Genomic DNA, 16,398 nt, shown 5'->3' with positions numbered 1-16,398 from the left:
TTTCAATTTCGTCGCCGACTTTGACAATCCCGCGCTCAACACGACCCGTAACAACCGTACCACGACCCGAGATGGAGAATACGTCTTCGATCGGCATCAAGAAAGGCTGATCAATCGCACGTACCGGCTCCGGAATGTACTCATCCAGAGTCTCTACCAGCTTTTGTACAGCAGGCATGCCGATCTCTGAAGTATCGCCTTCCAACGCTTTCAATGCTGATCCTTTGATAATCGGCGTGTCGTCACCCGGAAACTCGTACATATCCAGCAGCTCACGCACTTCCATTTCAACCAGCTCTAACAGCTCTTCGTCGTCAACCATGTCCGCTTTATTCAGAAACACAACGATGTACGGTACGCCAACCTGGCGGGACAACAAAATGTGCTCACGGGTTTGAGGCATCGGGCCATCCGCCGCCGAACAGACCAGAATCGCGCCGTCCATCTGCGCCGCTCCGGTGATCATGTTCTTAACATAATCAGCGTGTCCTGGGCAGTCTACATGCGCATAGTGACGAACCGGTGATTCGTACTCAACGTGCGACGTAGAGATAGTGATACCACGCGCCTTTTCTTCAGGAGCTTTATCAATACCGTCAAATGCCACCGCAGCGCCACCCCAAATTTCCGAGCACACGCGGGTTAGCGCAGCTGTCAATGTGGTTTTACCGTGGTCAACGTGACCAATTGTGCCTACGTTTACGTGCGGCTTGACTCGTTCAAACTTTTCCTTAGACATTGCTATTTACCTCTATTCAATTCAATGATCTTTAATTAATAGCCTTTCTTTATGATGGCTTCTGCTATGTTTTGAGGGGCTTCCGCGTATTTCAGAAACTCCATTGTAAAGGTTGCCCGACCCTGAGACATACCACGCAAATCGGTTGCATAGCCGAACATCTCTGACAGAGGCACTTCTGCGTTCACCAAACGAACACCATTTGCATCATCCATTCCCTGCAAAATACCACGACGCCGGTTCAAGTCACCCATTACGTCACCCATATAATCCTCCGGAGTGACAACTTCGACTTTCATGATGGGTTCGAGCAGGGCCGGCCTGGCTTCAAGACAACCCTTCTTAACCGCCATTGCACCCGCCATGCGGAATGCATTCTCATTAGAATCGACCTCGTGAAATGAGCCATCGTACAAATTAACCTTAACACCCAGCATCGGGTAACCAGCCAGCACACCAGACTCAAGCTGCTGACGGCAACCCTTCTCAATTGCAGGGAAATAGTCTTTCGGGACCGACCCACCATGGATCGTCTCCTCAAAGATAAAATCTTCTTCCATATCCGGAATCGGCTCTATCTTCAACTTAACGTGCCCATACTGACCACGCCCGCCCGACTGCTTAACGTATTTCCCTTCAACATCCACTGCTGAGCGTATCGTTTCGCGGTAAGCGACTTGCGGCTTACCTATATTCGCTTCAACTTTAAACTCACGCTTCATCCGATCCACAATGATATCCAGGTGTAACTCACCCATACCGGATATTATGGTCTGACCGCTCTCTTCGTCAGTCTTTACCCGAAAAGACGGATCTTCTTGCGCCAACCGCCCCAACGCAAGCCCCATTTTTTCCTGATCAGCTTTAGAACGTGGCTCCACTGCAACAGAAATCACAGGGTCAGGAAAGTCCATCCGCTCAAGCACAATAATGCTCTTCAGGTCGCATAGGGTATCGCCGGTCGTAATATCCTTCAAACCCACTGCAGCCGCTATGTCCCCAGCCCGGACTTCTTTTATTTCTTCACGGTTATTTGCGTGCATCTGCAAGAGCCGCCCAACACGCTCTTTACGCTCCCTTACAGAATTGTAAACCGAATCACCTGAATTCATGACTCCGGAATAAACCCGAAAGAAAGTTAGGTTACCAACAAACGGGTCCGTCGCAATCTTGAACGCCAACGCCGAAAACGGCGCGTCATCTGAAGAGGGCCGCGCTTCTTCTTCACCTTTCTCAGTTATACCCTTTATGCTGGGCACTTCATCCGGCGCAGGAAGAAATTCAATAACCGCATCCAGCATGGCCTGCACGCCTTTATTTTTAAATGCAGAACCACAGAGCGCGAGAACAATTTCATTATTCAAAACCTGCTTGCGCAAACCCAACTTGATATCATCAATACTCAGATCACTTTCTTCCAAGTATTTTTCCATCAACTCTTCACTGGCTTCTGCCGCTGACTCAACCATCTGCTCGCGCAAATGATTACAGGTCTCGACCAAATCGTCTGGGATTTCGCCCAGCTCGTAAGTCATACCCTGATCTTCTTCATTCCAATAAATGGCTTTCATGCGAAGCAGGTCGACGATGCCTTTGAACTCTTCTTCAGCCCCGATATTCATGTGAATAGCAACAGGGCGAGCATTAAGGCGCTGCTTTATCTGAGCGACAACTTTCAAAAAGTCTGCACCGGCTCGATCCATTTTATTGACGAACACGATACGCGGCACCCCGTAACGGTCGGCTTGGCGCCAAACCGTTTCGGACTGAGGCTGAACTCCGGATGACCCGCAAAACACGACAACTGCCCCATCCAGAACACGCAGGGAGCGCTCCACCTCAATGGTAAAATCCACGTGGCCAGGCGTATCAATTATATTGATACGATATTGATCAAACTGCCGATCCATCCCTGCCCAAAAACAAGTAGTAGCTGCAGAGGTAATGGTAATACCCCGCTCCTGCTCCTGCGCCATCCAATCCATGGTTGCAGCACCGTCATGCACCTCACCTATTTTGTGAGATACACCGGTGTAGAAGAGCACACGCTCGGTTGTCGTTGTCTTGCCAGCGTCTACGTGCGCGCATATACCAATATTGCGGTACTTCGAGATAGGTGTCTTGCGAGCCACGGTCTAATCCTCAGACTTCGATGAGTTTAATGCCGGATTAAAAGCGATAGTGAGAGAACGCTTTGTTGGCCTCAGCCATTCTATGTACATCTTCACGCTTTTTCAGTGCCGAGCCCTTGCCTTCGTTCGCATCAAGAATCTCACCGGCCAAACGCAACGGCATAGACTTCTCTCCACGCTTACGCGCTGCATCAACCATCCAACGCATAGCCAATGCAGTCCGACGGCTTGGCCGAACCTCAACAGGCACCTGGTAGGTAGCACCACCAACACGCCGGGATTTAACCTCAACCACAGGACGAAGAGCTTCAAGCGCTTTTTCAAACACTTCGACGGGATTTTGATTGGATTTTTCGGCAACCTTGGCCAGAGCACCGTAAACGATGCGCTCGGCCACGGATTTTTTACCGCTTTCCATCACGTGGTTGATAAATTTAGCCAGCACCTGGCTTTGAAACTTGGGATCAGGAAGTATTTCGCGTTTTGCGGCGACTCGTCTTCTTGGCATTTTCGTATTTTCCTATATTCAGGTTGGTCCAAGACTTTGGCTTGGCCTTACTACCGCCCAACAAGCTAGGCAGATTAAGTGACAGCCGAGTAATATATCAGCTGTAGATTAAGCTTTAGGGCGCTTAGTTCCGTATTTAGAACGACCCTGCTTCCGGTCGGAAACACCAGCGGTATCGAGAGTTCCGCGCACTGTGTGATAACGCACGCCCGGCAAATCTTTTACCCGGCCGCCACGAATCAGAATTACGCTATGCTCTTGCAGGTTGTGGCCTTCTCCACCGATGTAGGAAGTCACTTCAAAACCGTTTGTTAAACGAACACGAGCTACTTTACGCAAAGCCGAGTTAGGCTTTTTGGGAGTAGTAGTGTAAACACGGGTACATACACCTCGACGCTGCGGGCAGCTTTGTAACGCCGGAACGTCACTTTTTGCTACCTTTCGCTGACGCGGCTTACGCACCAACTGGTTAATTGTTGCCATGTAGCTGTTTCTCCAATCATTTTTGAGAATCCCGTCGGTGGGTTCTCTCTATCTAAATGCAAAAAAATCCCGTCAACCCTTTTTCAGGGATGCGAGATTCTAAGAGCGGTTCGACCACAAGTCAAGCTAACCGCCGTCATACAGCACTTTCAGTACAACAGCGGTAGCTAATCGACTTACTCTTCTGGCGAATTAAGCGCCTCACTCAACGCCTGTTCAGCATCATCCGCTGTAAACTCAGGCACTTGCGCGGTTGCTTCCTGTTCCCGTTGGCGACGACGCTCAGCATGGTACGCAAACCCCGTACCAGCCGGAATCAAACGGCCGACAACGACGTTTTCTTTCAATCCACGCAAATCATCAATTTTTCCAGTGACAGCGGCCTCTGTCAAAACCCGCGTGGTTTCCTGGAATGATGCTGCCGAGATGAAAGACTCCGTTGATAGAGAAGCTTTCGTTATACCAAGCAATTCACGTTCATACTTGGCACCAAACTTCTCGTCCTTTTCCAACTGCTCGTTCTCATCAAGCACTCTGGCAAGCTCAGCTTGCTCTCCTTTTATGAAGGATGAGTCACTGGAATCCGAAATAATAACCTTCCGCAGCATTTGTCGAACGATAACTTCAATGTGCTTATCGTTAATTCCAACGCCCTGCAATCTATATACATCCTGCACTTCATTGACAATATAACTTGCAACTGCATGAACCCCTTTCAGGCGCAAAATGTCGTGCGGGTTAGAAGGCCCATCGGAAATAACCTCACCCTGCTCGACACGCTCACCTTCGAATATGTTCAATTGGCGCCATTTAGGAATCAACTCTTCGTAGGCATCACCACCTTCATCCGGAGTGATAACCAAACGAACCTTTCCTTTTGTTTCCTTACCGAAGGAAACGATGCCGGACTTCTCGGCCAAAATAGACGATTCTTTCGGCTTTCTGGCTTCAAACAAATCAGCAACCCGAGGCAAACCACCCGTAATGTCGCGAGTTTTCGAACTTTCCTGCGGTATACGGGCTATTACATCGCCCGCGCCTACAGTAGCCCCGTCACCCAACTGAACGATAGATCCCGCCGGCAAATAATACTGAGCTGGAGTATCACTTCCAGGCATTGTCACTAACTCGTTATCCTCTCCAACCAAACGAACTACCGGTCGCTTATCTTTACCGGAGGAAGGACGGTCTTTTGGATCCAGGATTTCGTAATTGGTTAGACCTGTCAGCTCGTCAGTAGTCTGCTTAACAGAAATACCCTCTTCGAATTCACTGAAGCTGACACGACCTGCCAACTCAGTTATAACGGGGTGAGTATGAGGATCCCATTGGGCAACAATAGTACCCGCTTCAACTGTCGCACCATCTTTGACCGAAATAACACCGCCGTAAGGTATTTTGTACCGCTCACGCTCACGCCCTTTTTCATCAGCCAAGGCTAATTCGCCGGAGCGCGATACCGCAACCAAGTTACCGTTTACCTGCTCAACCGTTTTGATGTTATGCAAACGAATGGTACCGACGTTTTTAACCTGCACATTACTCACTGCTGAGCTTCTGGATGCAGCTCCACCGATGTGGAACGTACGCATCGTCAACTGGGTGCCCGGCTCACCGATAGACTGAGCAGCGATAACACCCACAGCCTCTCCGATGTTAACCAGATGTCCACGAGCCAGATCCCGACCGTAACACATGCGACATACACCGTAGCGCGTGTCACAGGAGATAGGGGACCGACAAACCAGCTCATCAACAGCTTCGGCTTCAAGCAGCTCAACCCATTGCTCGTCTATCAGAGTACCCGCCGGGGCAATGACTTCATCCGTTCCCGGCTTAAAGACGTCCTGAGCTACTACACGACCCAATACACGCTCACCCAGAGGCTCTACAACATCGCCCCCTTCGATCAAAGGTGTCATCGGAACACCCTGCGTGGTTCCACAGTCATGCTCAGTTACTACCAGATCCTGGGCAACATCAACGAGACGACGGGTAAGATATCCGGAGTTCGCCGTTTTAAGTGCGGTATCCGCAAGACCTTTCCGAGCACCATGGGTTGATATAAAGTACTGAAGTACGTTCAACCCTTCCCGAAAGTTTGCTGTAATCGGGGTTTCAATGATCGAGCCATCCGGTTTTGCCATCAGACCACGCATACCCGCAAGCTGTCGTATCTGAGCCTGGGAACCCCGAGCTCCGGAATCCGCCATTATGAAGATGGAGTTGAAGGATTTCTGATCTACCAGATTCCCTTCTTTATCGGCAACACGATCAACCGACAACCGCTCCATCATGGCTTTCGCAACCATATCATTTGTACGCGACCAGATATCGATAACTTTGTTGTATCGCTCGCCCTGGGTCACCAAACCTGAAGCAAACTGATCTTCAATCTCCCGAACTTCATCATCGGCTTCAGAAATAATTCGCGCTTTTTCTTCCGGTATTTCCATATCATTGATACCGATGGAAGAGCCAGATAAAGTCGCCTGATGGAATCCGAGATACATTAGCTTATCAGCAAAGATCACCGTGGCTTTCAAACCCAGGCGGCGATAACAAGCGTTAATCAGCCGGGATACGGTTTTCTTTGTCATATCCTGGTTGATCAACTCAAAAGGCAAACCTTCGGGCAGCACATCCCAAAGCATACAACGACCAGCAGAAGTGTCGGCCAGGAAGGTACGCTTGGTTATTTCACCGTCTTCGTGCTTAACCGTTTCGGTAACACGCACTTTAATTCGCGAATGAACGGTTACTGCGTTATTAGCCAGCGCGCGTGATACCTCTTTAGTGTCGACAAAGACCATACCTTCGCCTTTCACATTCACACGTTGCCGGCTGATGTAATACAAACCCAGTACAACGTCCTGCGTAGGCACAATAATCGGCTCACCGTTGGCTGGTGACAGAATATTATTGGTAGACATCATCAACGCCCGAGCTTCAAGCTGGGCCTCGATCGTAAGCGGCACGTGTACCGCCATTTGGTCGCCGTCAAAATCCGCGTTATAGGCGACACAAACCAGCGGGTGCAACTGGATGGCCTTACCTTCAATCAACTGGGGCTCAAAAGCCTGAATACCCAAACGGTGAAGGGTTGGCGCCCGGTTTAACATCACCGGATGCTCCCGGATAACTTCAGCCAGGATATCCCAAACCTCAGGCGTTTCCCGCTCAACCATTTTCTTTGCTGCTTTAATCGTTGTGGCTAAACCTCGAGCCTCCAACTTGGCAAAAATAAACGGCTTAAATAGTTCCAATGCCATTTTTTTGGGTAAACCACACTCATGCAGTTTGAGCGTGGGGCCTACTACAATCACTGAACGTCCGGAGTAATCAACCCGTTTTCCGAGCAAGTTTTGACGGAAACGACCCTGCTTACCCTTAATCATATCTGCAAGTGATTTCAAAGGACGTTTATTGGAGCCAGTGATGGCTCGGCCACGACGACCGTTATCCAACAAAGCATCGACGGCTTCTTGCAACATGCGTTTTTCATTGCGAACGATGATGTCCGGCGCATTCAAATCCAAAAGCCGTTTCAGGCGATTGTTCCGGTTAATCACCCGGCGATAAAGATCGTTTAGATCCGAGGTCGCAAAACGTCCGCCATCCAAAGGCACCAGAGGACGCAAATCCGGCGGAAGCACGGGCAACACACTCAAGATCATCCACATCGGATCGTTGCCGGATTCGTGAAAAGCTTCCATCAGCTTTAAGCGTTTGGCGATTTTCTTACTCTTTGTTTCAGAGTTAACAGTCGGCAACTCTTCGCGTAGCTCACGAATCTCCTGCTGCAGATCCATATCTTTCAGCAGCTTCTGTACAGCTTCAGCGCCCATGCTCGCATCGAATTCGTCACCGAATTCTTCTAACGCTTCATAGTACTGCTCGTCCGTCAGCATCTGGCCGCGCTCAAGAGTTGTGGTACCCGGATCAGTTACAACAAATGATTCAAAATACAACACTCGCTCAATATCGCGCAGCGTCATATCAAGCAACAATCCGATACGACTGGGGAGCGATTTCAAAAACCAAATATGTGCCACTGGGCTAGCTAATTCAATGTGGCCCATGCGGTCTCGCCGAACTTTAGACAGCGTTACTTCAACACCGCACTTTTCGCATATAACACCACGATGTTTGAGCCGTTTGTACTTACCACAAAGACACTCATAATCCTTGATCGGTCCAAAAATACGCGCGCAAAACAGTCCATCTCTTTCCGGTTTAAACGTACGATAATTAATGGTTTCAGGTTTTTTTACTTCGCCAAAGGACCATGCGCGAATCATTTCCGGTGACGCCAAACCAATTCGGATACGATCAAATTCTGCGTCTTGTCCCTGTGCTTTTAGCAGGTTCAGTAGGTCTTTCACTGAAATTCCTCCACTCGGAGCCAGTAAGGCGGGCACATGACCCGCCGTGTCTTGTTCGTGTTACTCGTTTTCAAGCTCGATGTCGATTCCGAGCGAACGAATCTCTTTCACCAGTACATTGAAGGATTCAGGCATGCCCGGATCCATACGGTGATCTCCATCTACGATGTTTTTGTAGATACGGGTTCGTCCATTCACGTCATCAGATTTAACAGTCAGCATTTCCTGCAGCGTATACGCAGCGCCATATGCCTCTAGCGCCCACACTTCCATCTCCCCGAAACGCTGACCACCGAATTGAGCTTTACCACCCAGCGGCTGCTGAGTAACCAGGCTATAGGATCCGGTTGAACGAGCATGCATCTTGTCATCCACTAAATGGTTCAGTTTGAGCATATACATGTATCCAACAGTCACAGCACCGTCAAACTCTTTGCCGGTCCGACCATCATGCAGCCTTAGCTGACCACTTTCAGGTATACCCGCCAATTCAAGCATCTCTTTTATTTCAGATTCTTGGGCACCATCAAATACCGGCGTTGCCATAGGCACGCCACGTGACAGGTTTTTCGCCAGCTCAAATATTTCCTCATCGTTAAACGAGTCGAGCTGTTCTGTTTTCTCCCCTATCTGGTTGTAGACTTTAGCCAGGAACTCCCGAAGTTCAGCGACCTCCTGTTTGGCCTGAAGCATTTTCTCAATGCATTTACCAAGCCCGTGTGCAGCCATACCCAAATGCGCTTCGAGAATCTGTCCCACGTTCATCCGCGAAGGCACACCCAGTGGATTTAACACCACGTCGACTGGCTCCCCATTCATGTCGTAGGGCATATCTTCTACCGGCATAATCACCGAGATAACCCCTTTGTTACCGTGCCGTCCAGCCATCTTGTCGCCTGGCTGAATGCGGCGCTTGACCGCCAGATGCACCTTAACAATTTTCAAAACACCGTGAGCCAAATCATCGCCACTGGAAATCTTTCGCTTTTTCTCAGCGAGCTTTTTCTCTTGGTCTGAACGCACTTCCTCAAGATAGGTCTTCGAATTTTCTAGTTGTTCTGCCAGCTGATCCGAGGTTGGACGCAAATCAAACCATTGAGCTGGCTCAAGTGTGTCGAGAATTTCTGCTGCTATGGTATCGCCCTTTTTCAGACCTGCTCCGGCTGCAACGACTTTTTCGCCCTCCAGCATCTTACGTAGTCGGCCCAGAGTAGCGCCTTGAATAATGCGGAATTCGTCGTTCAGATCTTTCCGGAACTTGTCGATCTGCGCATTTTCAATATCAATGGCACGCTGATCTTTTTCAACACCATCGCGGGTAAATACCTGTACATCGATTACTGTACCCTTCGTACTTGAAGGCACCCGTAGCGAGGTATCCTTAACATCGGAGGCTTTTTCACCGAAGATCGCTCGCAAAAGCTTCTCTTCCGGTGTCAGCTGAGTTTCACCTTTCGGTGTTACCTTGCCGACCAAAATGTCTCCCGGACCCACTTCCGCGCCGATATGAACAATACCTGACTCATCCAACTTACCCAGCGCAGCTTCGCCCACGTTCGGAATATCAGAGGTAATTTCCTCCGGCCCCAACTTGGTATCCCGAGCCACACAAGTCAGCTCCTGAATGTGGATGGTAGTGAAACGATCTTCCTGAACCACACGTTCAGAAATCAGGATAGAATCCTCGAAGTTATAACCATTCCAGGGCATAAAGGCGACGCGCATATTCTGCCCCAGCGCCAGTTCGCCCATGTCAACAGAAGGCCCGTCAGCCAGAATATCACCACGGGCAATCACATCGCCTACTTTTACAAGCGGGCGCTGATTTATACAGGTGTTTTGATTAGAGCGTGTATATTTTGTCAAATTATAAATATCAACGCCGGCATCACCTTCTTGGGCTATTTCCGCTTCGTGTGCACGCACGACAATCCGCGCAGCATCAACCCGGTCAACCACACCGCCTCGTCGTGCAACCTGACAAACTCCGGAGTCACGAGCAACAATCCCTTCCATACCGGTTCCGACTAAAGGCTTTTCAGCTCTTAACGTTGGAACGGCTTGGCGCTGCATGTTCGATCCCATAAGTGCCCGGTTAGCATCATCGTGCTCGAGGAACGGGATAAGTGAAGCGGCCACGGACACAACCTGGCGAGGAGATACGTCCATCAGATTGACGTTTTCTGCCGTTGTTACAGTGAACTCGTTCTTATGACGAATCGGCACCAAGTCTTCAACAAGGTTTCCTTCTTCATCCACTTCAGCATTGGCCTGGGCAATAACATACTCGCCCTCTTCGATCGCTGATAGATAGATAACATCATCGGTAATCTTGCCGTCAACCACTCTACGATAGGGGCTTTCAAGAAACCCGTAATCATTTGCACGTGAGAAAGTTGCAAGAGAGTTAATAAGACCGATATTAGGCCCTTCAGGCGTTTCGATTGGGCAAACACGACCGTAATGAGTGGGGTGTACATCCCGAACTTCAAAGCCGGCCCGCTCACGAGTCAGACCGCCAGGGCCCAGAGCAGACACTCGACGCTTGTGAGTTATCTCGGAAAGCGGATTATTCTGGTCCATAAACTGAGAAAGCTGGCTGGAACCAAAAAACTCTTTGATCGCAGCTGCAACCGGCTTGGCATTGATAAGATCCTGCGGCATCAAGCCTTCGCTTTCTGCCAGAGACAGGCGCTCTTTAACCGCACGCTCTACCCTCACAAGACCAACCCGGAATTGATTCTCGGCCATTTCACCGACACAGCGTACGCGCCGATTTCCAAGGTGATCTATATCATCAACGACACCATTACCGTTGCGGATATCGACCAGGCACTTCATCACCGCCACGATATCTTCAGGGGACAACGTGCCTTCGCCTAATATTTCTTCACGGCCCAAACGTCGATTGAATTTCATGCGACCAACGGCTGACAAGTCATATCGCTCGGCAGAGAAAAATAGATTTTTGAAGAGAGACTCAGCAGCGTCTTTTGTCGGCGGTTCACCGGGACGCATCATACGGTAGATTTCAACCAAGGCTTCCAGTTGGTTGGTGGTGGAGTCACTACGCAAAGTATCGGAGACAAACGCGCCACGATCCAGTTCGTTGATATAGAGCGTTTCAAAATCAGTAACGCCCGCTTCAGCAATAGCTTCGAGTAGAGGGGTTGTAATCTCTGCATTGCACTCGCAAATCAATTCACCCGTCGATTTATCAACGATGTTTTTTGCAATAACCCGGCCTTCCAAATACGCATTCGGAACCGCCAGCCATTCAATATTGGCGCCTTCAAGCTGCCTGATATGCCGTGCAGTTACGCGCCGCCCCTCTTCAACCACAACCTCATCGCCGGCCTTAATATCGAACATGGCGGTTTCACCACGAAGCCGCTCTGGAATCAACTTGAGTTTGAACTCACCGCCTTCCAGAATAACCGTATTGGTGTCGAAGAACATATCCAGCATTTCTTCGTTTTCATAACCGAGAGCGCGCAAAAGAATAGTAGCGGGCAACTTGCGGCGACGGTCAATCCGGACGAAAACCAAATCCTTCGGATCGAATTCAAAATCCAGCCAGGAGCCACGATAGGGAATAATTCGTGCAGAGTACAAAAGCTTGCCGGAAGAATGTGTTTTGCCACGGTCATGATCAAAGAACACGCCAGGCGAACGGTGTAACTGGGAAACGATTACCCGTTCAGTACCATTAATAACGAAGGTACCATTCTCCGTCATTAGCGGAATTTCGCCCATGTAAACTTCTTGCTCTTTAATATCCTTGATGGCCTTGTTTGAAGATTCCTTGTCATAAATGATCAGGCGAATCTTCACGCGCAGCGGTGCCGAATAGGTGGCGCCGCGCATCTGACATTCTTGAACATCAAAAACCGGGGTACCTAAAGAATAATCAACGTATTCCAGAGCCGCATTCCCGGAATAGCTCGCTATGGGAAATACGGATTTGAAGGCCGCTTGCAGGCCCTCGTCGATACGCTCATCTGACTTGTTATCGAGTTGAAGAAATTTTCGATAAGAATCCAATTGGATTGCCAATAAATACGGCACTTCCATCGCGTCAGTGAGTTTACCGAAGTCCTTGCGGATTCTTTTCTTTTCGGTGAAAGAATATGCCATCTGAGTTCCTCAGCTTGTCACTCTGCAAGATTTGTAAATCTTGCTTAATCGAAGTTTTACCTTCGCGTTATGTCCCTGACGGGGTTTACTATGAATAGAACATCAGTCGCTGTGCATACTTATGACGCTACTACCGCGCTGATTTTCTATTCTCTTTAGAGGCAAAGAACCTGCGCCTTAACCACTAAAGTAAAATCGTTGTTTTTTGACGCTTGCAATTAAACGTCAAAAGGCCGGTGGCCTTTTGCCACCAGCCCGTCAGCAAATTGCGTTGAATAACGCAGATTCGCCAAGCTGTTACTTAAGTGCGACTTTAGCGCCAGCGTCTTCCAGGTCTTTCTTGATTTTTTCTGCTTCGTCTTTAGATGCGCCTTCTTTAACTGCTTTAGGGGCACCTTCAACCATTTCTTTAGCTTCTTTCAGACCAAGACCAGTTACACCGCGAACTGCTTTGATAACCGCTACTTTGTTCTCGCCAAAAGATTCCAGGATAACGTCAAACTCGGTTTGCTCTTCCGCAGCAGCAGCAACTTCACCGCCGGCAGCAGCTACAGCGACGGGAGCTGCCGCTGACACACCAAATTTTTCTTCGATGGCTGAAACCAGTTCAACCAAATCCATTACACTCATTTCAGCAATTGCGTTTAAAATATCTTCGTTGGACAGAGCCATGATTTTACTCCTGAACTTTTCAATTCAATTTAAATAGATTCAATATTAAGCTGCTTTTTGGTCTTTGACCGCTGCGACTACACGTGCGATTTTGCCAGGAACATCGTTGAGCGAACGAGCAAGCTTAGTAACAGGTGCTTGCAGTACGCTCGCGAGCATGCCGAGTGCTTGATCGCGTGTCGGGAGTTTAGCCAATCTGTCAATTTCGTTAGCGCCATATAAAACGCCACCTATTGCCAGGGCTTTCACTTCCAACTTGTCGTTATCTTTGGCGTAGTCTTTGATCATCCGGGCGGCTGCACCGGGGTCTTCCATAGACAATGCCAAAATAGTCGGGCCGACCAGAGTTTCCTTCAGGCACTCAAATTCAGTGCCTTCAACCGCGATGCGCGCCAGAGTGTTTCGAACCACTCGCAGATACACACCTTGTTCGCGGGCCTGTTTCCGTAATTCAGTCATTTGGGAAACAGACAAACCCCGATAGTCAGCAATTACAGCGGACAGAGCACCGGACGCGACGTCGTTGACTTCGGCAACAATTGCCTTTTTGTCTTCTAGTCTTAGTGCCACTGAACACCTCTCTTTACTTGCTAAGTTTCGTTTCCCCAACCAATGAAATGATTGAGGTTGCGGTGCCCGACTCAGCAATACTGAATCTTGAACCACCGCGTTTGCGCAGGCATTTTTAAGCGTACAAGCAATCGTTCGCTTTTACGCACCTACGGTCTTTAACGCGCCTTGCGACTAACAACAAATAGCCGCAAGAGCTCAAAGTCTTTTTCACTTATATTTCCAGGCTGCCTTGATCGATTGACACACCAGGCCCCATCGTGGAGGACAAAGTGATCTTTTTGATATAGGTACCTTTTGCACTGGCAGGCTTGGCTTTTTTCAAGTCTGACATCAGCGCTTCAATATTTTGCTTGATCGCAGTTGGTTCGAAACCTACCTGCCCAACTGAACAGTGGATAATACCTGCTTTGTCTGTTCTGTAACGAACCTGACCCGCCTTTGCATTATTCACTGCAGTTACGACATCCGGTGTAACTGTGCCGGTTTTGGGATTAGGCATTAAGCCTCGGGGACCCAGGATCTGCCCTAACTTACCAACCACTCGCATTGCATCCGGTGACGCAATTACCACGTCGAAATCCAGGTTACCTTTCTGGATCTCTTCAGCTAAATCGTCCATTCCAACCAGGTCGGCACCCGCAGCTTTAGCCGCTTCGGCATTGGCCCCCTGAGTGAACACCGCAACCCGAACTGTCTTACCAGTTCCGTTGGGAAGCACGCTTGCCCCACGGACAACCTGATCCGATTTTCGTGGATCTACGCCCAGGTTTACAGCAACGTCGATACTCTCTTTGAACTTAACAGTGGACAGATCAGCCAGCAAAGTGACCGCCTCTACTACATCATAAGCTTTAGCTGCATCTACTTTTTCACGAATCACTTTTTGTCGCTTAGTCAACTTCGCCATTTACAGACCCTCCACATCAAGACCCATACTACGGGCAGAGCCCGCTATGGTCCGTACAGCTGCATCCATATCGGCTGCAGTCAAATCAGGCATCTTAATAGTGGCAATTTCTTCTAATTGCGCACGGGTCACTTTGCCAACTTTATTCTTGTTTGGCACACCGCTCCCTTTGGGGATACCGAGCTTTTTCAGCAATAGCACAGACGCTGGGGGTGTTTTAGTGATGAAGGTAAAGGAACGGTCACTATAGACGGTTATGATAACCGGAATGGGCATTCCCGCCTCAAACGCAGGAGGCTGTGTCTGGGCGTTAAACGCCTTACAGAACTCCATAATGTTTACGCCGTGCTGGCCCAATGCAGGTCCGACTGGGGGACTTGGGTTTGCTTGGCCTGCTTTTACCTGAAGCTTTATATAAGCTTGGATTTTCTTTGCCATTTCAGCTACTCCTCGGGTTCAAACGCTGGAATACAGCTCCCCGTGCAAAGTAAAAATCCCCACAGCGCATACGCCTGCAGGGGTCGAATCTCTATTAACCTTTTTCTACCTGACCGAACTCAAGTTCAACTGGTGTAGAACGACCAAAAATCAGAACAGCCACTTGCAGGCGACTCTTCTCATAATTCACCTCTTCAACAACGCCGTTAAAGTCTGCGAACGGACCATCAACCACACGAACCACTTCACCCGGCTCGAACAAAGTCTTCGGCTTTGGCTTCTCAACCCCGTCTTCCACTCGCTGCAATATCGCTGCAGCTTCTCGATCGGAGATCGGTGCTGGCTTATCCGCTGTACCGCCGATAAAGCCCATCACTTTAGGGCAATCTTTAACCAAATGCCAAGAAGCGTCATTCATCTCCATTTGCACTAACACATAGCCAGGGAAAAATTTGCGCTCACTTTTGCGTTTTTGACCACCCCGCATTTCAACCACTTCTTCTGTGGGAACGAGGATCTCCCCAAAATGGTCTTCCATCTCTTCCAGCTTAATTCGCTCTCCAAGAGATCGTTTCACGTGCTTTTCAAAGCCTGAGTAGGCGTGTACCACGTACCAACGCTTTGCCATCTGCAACCTCTTGTTATTAGCCGATAATTCCGGAAATAATTGACCCCAGCGCCATGTCAAGCAACCAAAGCAGCACAGCCATCAAAGCAACAACGACAACGACTATGCCGGTTGTTTGTGCTGTTTCTTGCTTAGTTGGCCAAACAACACGCCTGACTTCGGACCTTGCGTCCTGAAGCAGAGTTATAAATGCCCGCCCCCTGACCGTGAAAGAAGCCACCAATGCGGCCAGACAACCCAGGACAACCACACCAATAACTCTGTACAAGAGCGGTTGATCATCAAAATAGGCATTGCCCACCACGGCTGCAGCGACCAGGATTGCTACCAACACCCACAAAAGAGCATTTGCCGGAGATGATTGGGACTGTTCTGTGCTTGTACTCATAGATTTCAGACCGGCTCCACCAGCATGAGTTCATACCAGGAAGCCTTCATTCCCTATTTGGCAGGCCAGGAGGGACTCGAACCCCCAACACCCGGTTTTGGAGACCGGTGCTCTACCAATTGAACTACTGGCCTAAATCAGTTTTCTTACATAGACAATCGGGCCGAGCATGATACTCGGCCAAACCAGCTTTGACTAGTGCCTATTCAACAATTTTCGCTACAACACCCGCACCAACAGTACGGCCACCTTCACGAATTGCAAAACGCAGACCTTCTTCCATCGCGATCGGTGCAATCAGGGTAACATCCATCTTGATGTTATCGCCCGGCATTACCATCTCTACGCCTTCAGGAAGCTCTACAGCACCGGTGATATCCGTTGTACGGAAGTAGAACTGCGGACGAT

The 16,398-nt window shown here is 49.3% G+C and carries 13 protein-coding genes and 1 tRNA gene; all 14 read right to left on the bottom strand.

Annotated features, from left to right (window positions below):
* A partial coding sequence (locus FT643_RS22305; protein ID WP_156873621.1) for an elongation factor Tu occupies positions 1-739 on the bottom strand: 739 nt, incomplete at its 3' end.
* 35 nt (positions 740-774) lie between these two features.
* The gene (fusA, locus tag FT643_RS22300; RefSeq protein ID WP_317622104.1) at positions 775-2,871 is read right to left on the bottom strand and encodes an elongation factor G; all 2,097 of its coding nucleotides are present in this window, start codon (positions 2,869-2,871) and stop codon (positions 775-777) included.
* Positions 2,872-2,908: 37 nt separating this feature from the next.
* Positions 2,909-3,379 (bottom strand): 30S ribosomal protein S7, encoded by a 471-nt coding sequence (gene rpsG / locus FT643_RS22295; RefSeq protein ID WP_156873620.1) that lies wholly within the window; start codon positions 3,377-3,379, stop codon positions 2,909-2,911.
* A gap of 108 nt (positions 3,380-3,487) precedes the next feature.
* The gene (gene rpsL / locus FT643_RS22290) at positions 3,488-3,862 is read right to left on the bottom strand and encodes a 30S ribosomal protein S12 (protein WP_156873619.1); all 375 of its coding nucleotides are present in this window, start codon (positions 3,860-3,862) and stop codon (positions 3,488-3,490) included.
* A 176-nt stretch (positions 3,863-4,038) separates the two neighbouring features.
* Complete coding sequence (rpoC, locus tag FT643_RS22285) at positions 4,039-8,247, bottom strand: DNA-directed RNA polymerase subunit beta' (RefSeq protein WP_317622103.1); 4,209 nt, start codon at positions 8,245-8,247, stop codon at positions 4,039-4,041.
* A gap of 60 nt (positions 8,248-8,307) precedes the next feature.
* The gene (gene rpoB / locus FT643_RS22280; RefSeq protein ID WP_156873618.1) at positions 8,308-12,384 is read right to left on the bottom strand and encodes a DNA-directed RNA polymerase subunit beta; all 4,077 of its coding nucleotides are present in this window, start codon (positions 12,382-12,384) and stop codon (positions 8,308-8,310) included.
* 297 nt (positions 12,385-12,681) lie between these two features.
* The gene (gene rplL / locus FT643_RS22275; RefSeq protein ID WP_156873617.1) at positions 12,682-13,056 is read right to left on the bottom strand and encodes a 50S ribosomal protein L7/L12; all 375 of its coding nucleotides are present in this window, start codon (positions 13,054-13,056) and stop codon (positions 12,682-12,684) included.
* A gap of 45 nt (positions 13,057-13,101) precedes the next feature.
* Positions 13,102-13,626: a 50S ribosomal protein L10 gene (gene rplJ, locus FT643_RS22270; RefSeq protein WP_317622102.1), complete on the bottom strand. Its 525-nt coding sequence runs from the start codon at positions 13,624-13,626 to the stop codon at positions 13,102-13,104.
* A gap of 214 nt (positions 13,627-13,840) precedes the next feature.
* On the bottom strand, positions 13,841-14,536 hold the full coding sequence (rplA, locus tag FT643_RS22265; protein WP_156873616.1) for a 50S ribosomal protein L1: 696 nt from the start codon (positions 14,534-14,536) through the stop codon (positions 13,841-13,843).
* A complete protein-coding gene (gene rplK, locus FT643_RS22260; RefSeq protein WP_156873615.1) occupies positions 14,537-14,974 on the bottom strand; it encodes a 50S ribosomal protein L11 in 438 nt (145 codons plus the stop codon).
* A 94-nt stretch (positions 14,975-15,068) separates the two neighbouring features.
* Complete coding sequence (gene nusG / locus FT643_RS22255; RefSeq protein ID WP_156873614.1) at positions 15,069-15,602, bottom strand: transcription termination/antitermination protein NusG; 534 nt, start codon at positions 15,600-15,602, stop codon at positions 15,069-15,071.
* Positions 15,603-15,618: 16 nt separating this feature from the next.
* The gene (secE, locus tag FT643_RS22250; protein ID WP_156873613.1) at positions 15,619-15,990 is read right to left on the bottom strand and encodes a preprotein translocase subunit SecE; all 372 of its coding nucleotides are present in this window, start codon (positions 15,988-15,990) and stop codon (positions 15,619-15,621) included.
* A gap of 58 nt (positions 15,991-16,048) precedes the next feature.
* Positions 16,049-16,124: transfer RNA gene (locus FT643_RS22245), tRNA-Trp, on the bottom strand.
* A gap of 68 nt (positions 16,125-16,192) precedes the next feature.
* Positions 16,193-16,398 (bottom strand): EF-Tu C-terminal domain-related protein (locus FT643_RS22240; RefSeq protein ID WP_458859527.1); only part of this gene is annotated, 206 nt, incomplete at its 5' end.

Origin of the sequence: Ketobacter sp. MCCC 1A13808, from assembly GCF_009746715.1 — a bacterium.
GTDB lineage: Bacteria > Pseudomonadota > Gammaproteobacteria > Pseudomonadales > Ketobacteraceae > Ketobacter.
This window is presented reverse-complemented; position numbering and strand designations above follow the sequence as displayed.

Bases quoted from the DNA above. Each gene is read 5' to 3' on its own strand.
- nusG (WP_156873614.1), bottom strand. From the start codon at position 15,602: ATGGCAAAGCGTTGGTACGTGGTACACGCCTACTCAGGCTTTGAAAAG.
- rplA (WP_156873616.1), bottom strand. From the start codon at position 14,536: ATGGCGAAGTTGACTAAGCGACAAAAAGTGATTCGTGAAAAAGTAGAT.
- rplK (WP_156873615.1), bottom strand. From the start codon at position 14,974: ATGGCAAAGAAAATCCAAGCTTATATAAAGCTTCAGGTAAAAGCAGGC.
- rpsL (WP_156873619.1), bottom strand. From the start codon at position 3,862: ATGGCAACAATTAACCAGTTGGTGCGTAAGCCGCGTCAGCGAAAGGTA.
- secE (WP_156873613.1), bottom strand. From the start codon at position 15,990: ATGAGTACAAGCACAGAACAGTCCCAATCATCTCCGGCAAATGCTCTT.
- rplL (WP_156873617.1), bottom strand. From the start codon at position 13,056: ATGGCTCTGTCCAACGAAGATATTTTAAACGCAATTGCTGAAATGAGT.
- rpoB (WP_156873618.1), bottom strand. From the start codon at position 12,384: ATGGCATATTCTTTCACCGAAAAGAAAAGAATCCGCAAGGACTTCGGT.
- rpsG (WP_156873620.1), bottom strand. From the start codon at position 3,379: ATGCCAAGAAGACGAGTCGCCGCAAAACGCGAAATACTTCCTGATCCC.